Below are 7,597 nucleotides of genomic sequence, written 5' to 3' on the forward strand. Positions count from 1 at the left end.
TTAAAATCCTGTTTCTTCATTCACATATCTACCTTTCTTTCGCTCTGCTTTTATGGTTTTTCTGCAATTCTTCCAACACTTCGGGCGGTATCTTTGAGAGCAGCCGCCCCATCTGCTCGTTGGTTCTCTGCAACTCAAATATCTTCTGGTTCGCTTTCTGCACCTTTAGTTCCTGCTCATACTTTTCATCACGCATACGCCCCGCATAGTCTGATTCCTGCCCGATTTGCTCCTTTAGGCTATTGATATAGGCACTCTGCTTACTGATTTCCTTTGAGAATTTCTCCACGTCTGGGAGCCATGCCGCAATCAGTTCCAGAGCCTTGTCACGCTTCTTCCCTGCATTAAAGGCGTTGATGTCGGACAGTGCAGACACAATTTCCTCATACTGTTTATCAAGCCTGCCGCCCAACTTATAGAGCCATGTGGGGACATGTTTCCGCTTCGTTTCCATTGAGGACTGACCTCTTTCAAGCTGATTCCACCGTGAGGACATCCGCTCATGGTAGGCGGTCTGCCATTCGGACAGGCTCTTTTGATTGCCTAAAATTGTTTTGGCAGACAGCTTATTGTCTGGTGTAATCGGCACAAAACAGAGGTGCATATGCGGCGTTCTCTCGTCCATGTGGACGACTGCGGAGAGGATATTTTTCTCCCCGACACGCTCTGAAATGAAATCCAGAGCCATCGTAAAATACGCTTTCTGTTCTTTGGGCGGCAGGCTGTTCATAAATTCTGGCGAAGCCGTGATAAGCGTTTCCACCATCATCACGCTATCTTTCCTCGTCCTGCACCCTGCTTCGGCTACCATGCGGTTAATCTCTTTCTTGTAGGTGTACCTCGGCGGATTCACAAGATGGTAGTTATCTTTCGAGCGTTCCATATCTATATCTGGATTGCTTTTATAGGCTTCTTTTTTACGCTCGTTGTGGCGTTCGCAAGCCGCAACGCCGCCCGCTTTGCGTTTCTGGAAACGCAGGATTGCATAGGGCATAATTCATCATCTTCCTTTCTTCGGCGGGTAAACTGCCCTTTGGGTGACAGCGGTGACGGCGGTGACAGCAGTTTTGGGATACCCCCTACCGACTGCCTCAACTGTCACCCTTATTCCCTGCATGACGGTCATGTCGATGATGACGGTGTTTTTGGAATACCCCCTCGCAAGAGCCGTCACCGTCATGCTGCCATTCTTTTATCCGAAGCGTGGAGCGTAGGATAAGCAGGGCGTAAGACCTGCCATAAGGGAGTCCAGAGGGAACGTCTGGCACACGACTTTGCAGGGCAAAGTGTAGTGTGTTACACCCTGTAAACGCAGTCGGAAAAATCGGAAGGATTTTTCTGACCGCAGGGGTGGTTTTACACGCCGAAAAGGGCGGGTAAATCCTACGCCTGCACTTTGCGTTTACGGGGTGTTCTCCCGCAGGGATGACAGCGGCAGGGTATCCTAAAATCACTGTCACCGCCGTCACCGCTGTCACCCGCAGGGCAGAGTCGCCAGCTTTACACGGCTTTAAGCGTCAATGACAGTAACAGGGGGTATCCCAATATCGCTGTCACCACCGTCACCGCTGTCACCCGCCCGCTTTGCAAGCGAAATCTGCCTGCCGTGTTTTTTGCGGCTGTACTGATAAACGATATGGTTCTCATTTAAAAATGTGGTGCGGTATTCATTGAGCCATTTCGTAATCACCGTGGGTATGGTTTCCGTTTCCCTCATAGCGGCTAACAGCTCCGTTGCCGTGCCTGCCCATTCTTCCTTATCCCTCATAAAATCCACCAACCGAAAAAGGACGTCTGGTATCGTTTCTTTCGCAAGCTGCTCCTGCGTTTTTCTCTCCACAAGTTCCCAACTGCAATCACGGAAACGCAGCGTGTATTCCTGATAGGGCGTGTCCCTGCCCGTCACATACAGCTTGGCGGTGTCGGATGCCCGTTTCTCCTTTTCCAGAACAAAGGTAGCGTCCGCACTCCCCGTTAAGCCTGTCGTCCCAGACACCTTGTTGAACACATCGCTGTCATTCTGCTTTCGGATGTGGTGTACGACAATGATCGCCAATGAATGCCTGTCGGCAAAGTCTTTGATTAGTGAGATGTCCCCATAGTCGCTTGCGTAGGCATTGTCTTTTGAAGCTGTACGGACTTTCTGCAAAGTGTCAATGACAATAAGCCTGCTGTTTGGGTAATCTTTCAGATAATCTTCAAGCTGCACGATAAGACCGTCTGACAGCTTGCAGCTTGCCACGGCAAAGTGAAGCCGCCTGCTCGCTTCGTTCGTCAATCGGAACAGCCTGTCCTGTATACGGCAGAACGTGTCCTCAAGGCAGAGGTAAAGCACGTCGCCCTCCATTGTCGGCATATCCCACAAGGGAAGTCCCTGCGACACGCATAAACATAGCTTCAGCATGAGCCAGCTCTTTCCTATCTTCTGTGAGCCGCAGAACAGCGACAAGCCTGTGGGGATAAGGCTGTCCACCACAAAGGACGGCTTCTCAAGCGGTTCATAAAGGAGCGTTTCGGCGTTGACTGTCTGTAACTTCTGCATGGCTTTCCTCCTTTCGGGCGGTGTTTTTGTTTTCGTTGCACATAGGCGTTGACCTCCTTAAAAATAGATTTACTCCCACGAAGAAAAAGTGAGAGTATGTAATGCCGCCAATCCCACACAAATAAAAAACAGATTTCTTTTTCGGGCGGTGTCGGTCACGGTTGGAGATACTTCCTCATTTCCGCCTTTACTTTCTCCTTTGCAATCGCAACAGATTTCTGTATTGCCGAAGCGGTGCAATGCTCCATAGCGGCGATTTGGTAAAAATTGAACTCATACTCGTAGTAGAGCAGGAAACGCCGCCTTTGTATCTCTGGCAGTCCGTCAACCGCCTTACAGAGCAGTTCTGCCCGTTCTGCCTCAATCATTTGTTCCTCTATGCTCTTAGGCAGCTTCAACGCCCGCCTGTTCAGCGTTTCGTCCCATACTTCCGAAAACTCCCTGTGCCGCTCGTCCCATTGGAGGAGATTCCTGTTCCTGCGTTCCATCTGCCGAAACTCCATAAAGAACTGTTCCGACACTTCCAACTCGTGGGATTTGCCCTGCCCGTCCTTAAAGCTGATAAAATACCTTGTGCCGCTTTCCGTGGATTCCTCCCGAAGCGTGTACGCCTTAACTCTGTATGCCATCCCGCTTGCCTCCTGCAAAAAATAAGTGAGGGGATTTCCATCCCTCACCCAGTAGCCCGCAGGACGGCAGGCTGTTTTAGACGCTATAAAATTTTCGTAGCTTCTTCCGCAGATGGTCTAACCTCGCATAGATGGCACCAGTCGTCAAATGCACGAGCGGGGCAATCTCCTTTGTGGAATACCCCTGCATTTTCAGCAGGACGATTTTCAAGGTACGCCCGTCCACCGCGACTAATACTTGATAGAGATTTTCGCTCTCAATCTCGTCCAGTAACTCCGCAACCGTACCCACTTCCGTCTGCCGCTCCCTGTCTGCCATGTCCTCAAGGTATTCCGCAATGTCATTCGTCCATCGGTAAAACCGCCTGTTGGAATTGAAGTCTGCCCTGTCCGCAATGCGTATCTGCTCAATGGTCGCTTCATCAACGCCGCACTCACGCAGCAGCTTTTCCTCCGCTTCTTTCCAGATACGCCATTTCCTGTCCTCCCGTCCGTGGTTATATGCCATGCTTCTTTTCCTCCAATCAGAATTGATTGAGAGGGCAGAGAAAAACCCCCTCATTTTCCCAAAGGAAAAAACAAGGGGGCTGAACGCCTTAAATTTTAATTTTCTATTATCTTTCTTAGTTTTCTTAGGATTCTGGCTTTGCGTTTGTTCACAACGCTCTGGGTTATGCCGAACCTCGCCCCGACTTCACGCTCAGAAAGTCCGTCAAAAAAGATTGCCTGTATCAATTCCTGTTCACTATCCGACAGCAAAGGCAGGGCGGCTTTCAGCCTGTCCACCATAACCGCATTGACAACGGTTTCCGCAATGTCTGCCGCTTCATCAGCGATAAAGTCTAAAGGCTTCCCCTCGCTGTCCGTAAATCCATCCAGAGAAAGCAGGCTGTTCTTCGTATCTAATTTTTTCAGATAACGCCACCGTTCCTTATCTCGGTAGAAGTCCGTGTATTGCTCCCTCACGACTTCAAGCAGACAGCCTTGAATGGGGATAAACAGCTTGTCCATATAGGTCTGGTCGGATTCCCTGCGGCGGCAGAAATCCGTATAGGACAGTTCCACATATCTGCCGCTTTCCTTGATATATACCTTTCTCGGTGCGTATTTCACTGTAAGTACCTCCCATCTGAATTTTTGAAATGTTCAAAATCCAGATGGAGAGGTGGCGAACGACACCTAACACCACTAATAGCCCTATGGCACTTTCCAACAAAAATCGACAAAAGAAAAACCGCAAAGGCTCTATGACCTTTACGGTTATGGGAAATATTAATTCTGTTGTATGGAGATTGTACTTCTACATTCAAGGCAGGAAGTGCCGTTGCATAGGCAGAAATTTTTTTAACTGGTTTCCTGCCGTTCTCTGATATGCTATGTATTGATAAATTTTGCTTCGTATGAGCAGATAGATAACTGCCCGAAAAAAGGACATAAAAAAATCCCTCCAAATTTAAAAACAAATTCAGAGGGTAATTTAGGGTATAACAAAATAACCCACCCGAATATCGTTTTTTTTATTTGGTGAGTTTGTTCTTTCAAATACGAAACAAAAAGAGCCGATGATTCGTGAATTGTTCCACAATTTCATCGGCTCTGCGTCTTAAGCGTCTGGCTCTTTGATGACAGTTATCTTCAAGTTGTCAACTTTAATCAATCTTTCTTGTCTGCATTTTGGACAATAAAGGGGATAATTCTCCAAAACAGTGTCCTTCCTAATTTTATTACGGGTTTTGTTCCCACAAACAGGACACAATATCCATTCGCATTTCATCATAATTAGTCTCTAATCCTTTCAAATCTCATTTTATATGACTTTTGCAAGCTGTTAAGCTAACTTGTGGAACATATGCCGAACCTTATCTATACGGCTATTCGGGCGGCGGGGTTGGCAAATAAATTTACCAATAGCTGGCTGGTATCCTTTTAACTCTGTCAAGCAGACTCCCTGCCCATTTGTGAAATAAGTTAAATCGTTCCTGTATTCTTGAATACATCTAGCAGGGATTTCTCCTTTCAGAATGACCTCGTCATTCTTTATCTGAGTACTTACAATATCTGCACAATACCTTGGAGCATCATGATACGCCCGTGAGAGATATTCCTGCGGTGCATAAATTTCAAAGTGGAGATATGGCTCTAATAGTTCTGTCCCTGCTTTTTTTAAAGCCTGCTCCAATACGATAGGGGAAAGCAGCCGAAAGTCTGCGGGGGTACTTACAGGACTATAATACAATCCATATTCAAAACAGATTTTACAGTCTGTCACTTTCCATCCATACAGCCCCTGCTCGCAGCCATAAAGAACCCCCTCCATAACCGCATTTTGGAACGATTGATTTAAATATCCAAGTGAAACTCTGCTTTCATACTGCACTCCGCTTCCAATAGGGAGCGGCTCTATGGACAACCCGACAGAAGCCCAGAAAGGATTTGGCGGGACTTCTATGTGGATGGTATATTCTGCTTTTCTAAGCGGTCTTTCCATATATATAACAGTAGGCTCTTTTATTTCTGCCTCCACATGATATTTTTCCTCAAGGATGGCACAAATGACTTCCATCTGCACTTTCCCCAAAAAAGAAAGTATAATCTCATGCGTTGTAGTATCCACATAATATTTTAAAAGAGGGTCGCCATCTGAAATTTCTGTAAGTGCCCCAAGCAATATTTCCCGCTGTTCAGATTTCTTTACTGCAATCGTTGTTTGGAGCATAGGGAGAGGATTTTCAATAAATTTTCTCTGCGGCAACAGTATTCCGTTCCCCAAAATACTGTTTAGCTGCAAAACATCATTTGGTAAAATTACAATATCACCAGAGCAGGCTGTATCGGATGAATATAATTCACCGTTTGTCGGAACACACATCTCTGTGATTTTTATTTTCTCTTTTTCAGATATTCTAATAACATCCCTCAAATGCAATGTTCCGCTATATATACGCACATAAACAAAACGCCGCCTTTTCTCTGAATATTCAATCTTAAAAACCTGCCCGCATAGTTCAGATTGACCTTCAGGCGTTGATGAATAAAATTTACTGGCAATCACTTCTATAAGCTGCCGAATCCCCAGATTGTTTTTAGCGCTTCCGTGATAAACGGGAAATAACGTTCCGTTTTGGAATCTCCTGTTTTCTTCCTGTTCCAGTTCTGACATTTTAAACGGTTTCCCTGACATATATTTCTCTAATAGTTCATCGTTTCCCATAATTACCGCATCCCACTGTTCCATATCGTCATTGTCCGTTACATTTATATGGGGATGCTGCCCAACCTTTTGCTTCACTATAATTTCCGAAGAAAGCTTTGCTTTCATTTCTCGATATACCATTGGCAAATCAATCCCCTCTTGGTCAATTTTATTGATGAAAAAAATTGTCGGAATCTTCATTGTCTGTAGTGCATGAAACAGTATACGGGTCTGTGCCTGTATGCCATCCTTTGCAGAAACTAATAATACTGCTCCGTCTAATACGGATAAAGAACGGTATACTTCCGCCAAAAAATCCATATGGCCTGGCGTATCTATAATGTTGACTTTTACATCCTCCCACTGAAAAGATGTCACTGCTGTCTGGATAGTGATTCCCCTTTGACGCTCCAAATTCATTGTATCTGTCCTTGTTGTGCCTTCATCTACGCTCCCTAGTTCTGCAATTGCACCACTGGTATACAATAAACTTTCCGTTAATGTTGTCTTTCCTGCGTCAACGTGAGCCAGAATGCCTAAGTTAATTATTTTCATGTGATTTTCCTCCTATCAACACCCAAAAAAGGGCATAAAAATACCCAGTGATAAATACTCCTATCACTGGGTAAATAACTCCAATAGCCCCAAAACACTTATATGTTTTCGGGCATATAAAATTACATGATAAAAGTATTCTTAAACTGGGTACAAAAAACTAAGCCCCATATTAAAAGTGAAACGAGACTGCTACTTTTTGTTCCCACTATCAAATTGACAGTTTATTTAAGAATACCTTGCCGCATATTTATTAACTCCTTGTATAATACTGAATCTAATTATATTCCTTAACCCTTTATTTGTCAAGCTGACAAACTAAAGCAGAAAAAGCGGCAGGATTTCCCCCTGCCACTAATCATCTGTTTATGCAAAAATAATTTCCTTTTCCACAATCTCCCTCGCACAAGCCCTTATGTTATTGAGGCATCCTGTCCATTCTAAGGCGTTTTCTGCCTTTAGCTGTTCCGTTATGCCCTGTGCCTGTTTCATACCCTCTATGAGCCTTTCAAAGCGTTCCTGTGCCTGTCTGTTGATGTCGGCAAGGTAGGCGTTTAGCCTGCCGCTTGTAAGAAGATTGGTGTATGTAACTTTACGGTACTGTTTTAGATAATCTAAATGCCGTTGCCCCCAGATGCCTATTGCCTGTTCTTCTTCGGCGGGTACAGTTAAGCACGG

The 7,597-nt window shown here is 45.4% G+C and carries 9 protein-coding genes; all 9 read right to left on the bottom strand.

Annotation, left to right across the window (positions count from 1 at the left end):
• Positions 1–28 precede the first annotated feature (28 nt).
• Complete coding sequence (mobV, locus tag HMPREF2801_RS05655; RefSeq protein WP_002596256.1) at positions 29–994, bottom strand: MobV family relaxase; 966 nt, start codon at positions 992–994, stop codon at positions 29–31.
• A gap of 6 nt (positions 995–1,000) precedes the next feature.
• The gene (locus HMPREF2801_RS05660; RefSeq protein ID WP_004613323.1) at positions 1,001–1,180 is read right to left on the bottom strand and encodes a hypothetical protein; all 180 of its coding nucleotides are present in this window, start codon (positions 1,178–1,180) and stop codon (positions 1,001–1,003) included.
• Between the two features lie 330 nt (positions 1,181–1,510).
• A complete protein-coding gene (locus tag HMPREF2801_RS05665; protein ID WP_070611119.1) occupies positions 1,511–2,542 on the bottom strand; it encodes an AAA family ATPase in 1,032 nt (343 codons plus the stop codon).
• A gap of 155 nt (positions 2,543–2,697) precedes the next feature.
• Positions 2,698–3,171, bottom strand: a complete 474-nt coding sequence (locus HMPREF2801_RS05670; RefSeq protein ID WP_002596254.1) for an RNA polymerase sigma factor — start codon at positions 3,169–3,171, stop codon at positions 2,698–2,700.
• A gap of 76 nt (positions 3,172–3,247) precedes the next feature.
• Positions 3,248–3,679: an RNA polymerase sigma factor gene (locus tag HMPREF2801_RS05675; RefSeq protein ID WP_002596253.1), complete on the bottom strand. Its 432-nt coding sequence runs from the start codon at positions 3,677–3,679 to the stop codon at positions 3,248–3,250.
• Between the two features lie 95 nt (positions 3,680–3,774).
• Positions 3,775–4,284 carry a sigma-70 family RNA polymerase sigma factor gene (locus HMPREF2801_RS05680; protein ID WP_002596252.1) on the bottom strand — a complete coding sequence of 170 codons (510 nt, stop codon included), beginning with the start codon at positions 4,282–4,284 and terminating at the stop codon, positions 3,775–3,777.
• A gap of 490 nt (positions 4,285–4,774) precedes the next feature.
• A complete protein-coding gene (locus HMPREF2801_RS09065; RefSeq protein WP_008724758.1) occupies positions 4,775–4,948 on the bottom strand; it encodes a cysteine-rich KTR domain-containing protein in 174 nt (57 codons plus the stop codon).
• 51 nt (positions 4,949–4,999) lie between these two features.
• Entirely contained in the window at positions 5,000–6,919 is a 1,920-nt protein-coding gene (gene tet(O) / locus HMPREF2801_RS05690) for a tetracycline resistance ribosomal protection protein Tet(O) (RefSeq protein WP_002596250.1), read from the bottom strand.
• 366 nt (positions 6,920–7,285) lie between these two features.
• Positions 7,286–7,597: TnpV protein (locus HMPREF2801_RS05695; protein ID WP_070611120.1), on the bottom strand; the 312-nt coding region annotated here is incomplete at its 5' end.

This window comes from Peptoniphilus sp. HMSC062D09 (assembly GCF_001811425.1).
Classification (GTDB): Bacteria; Bacillota; Clostridia; order Tissierellales; family Peptoniphilaceae; genus Peptoniphilus_A.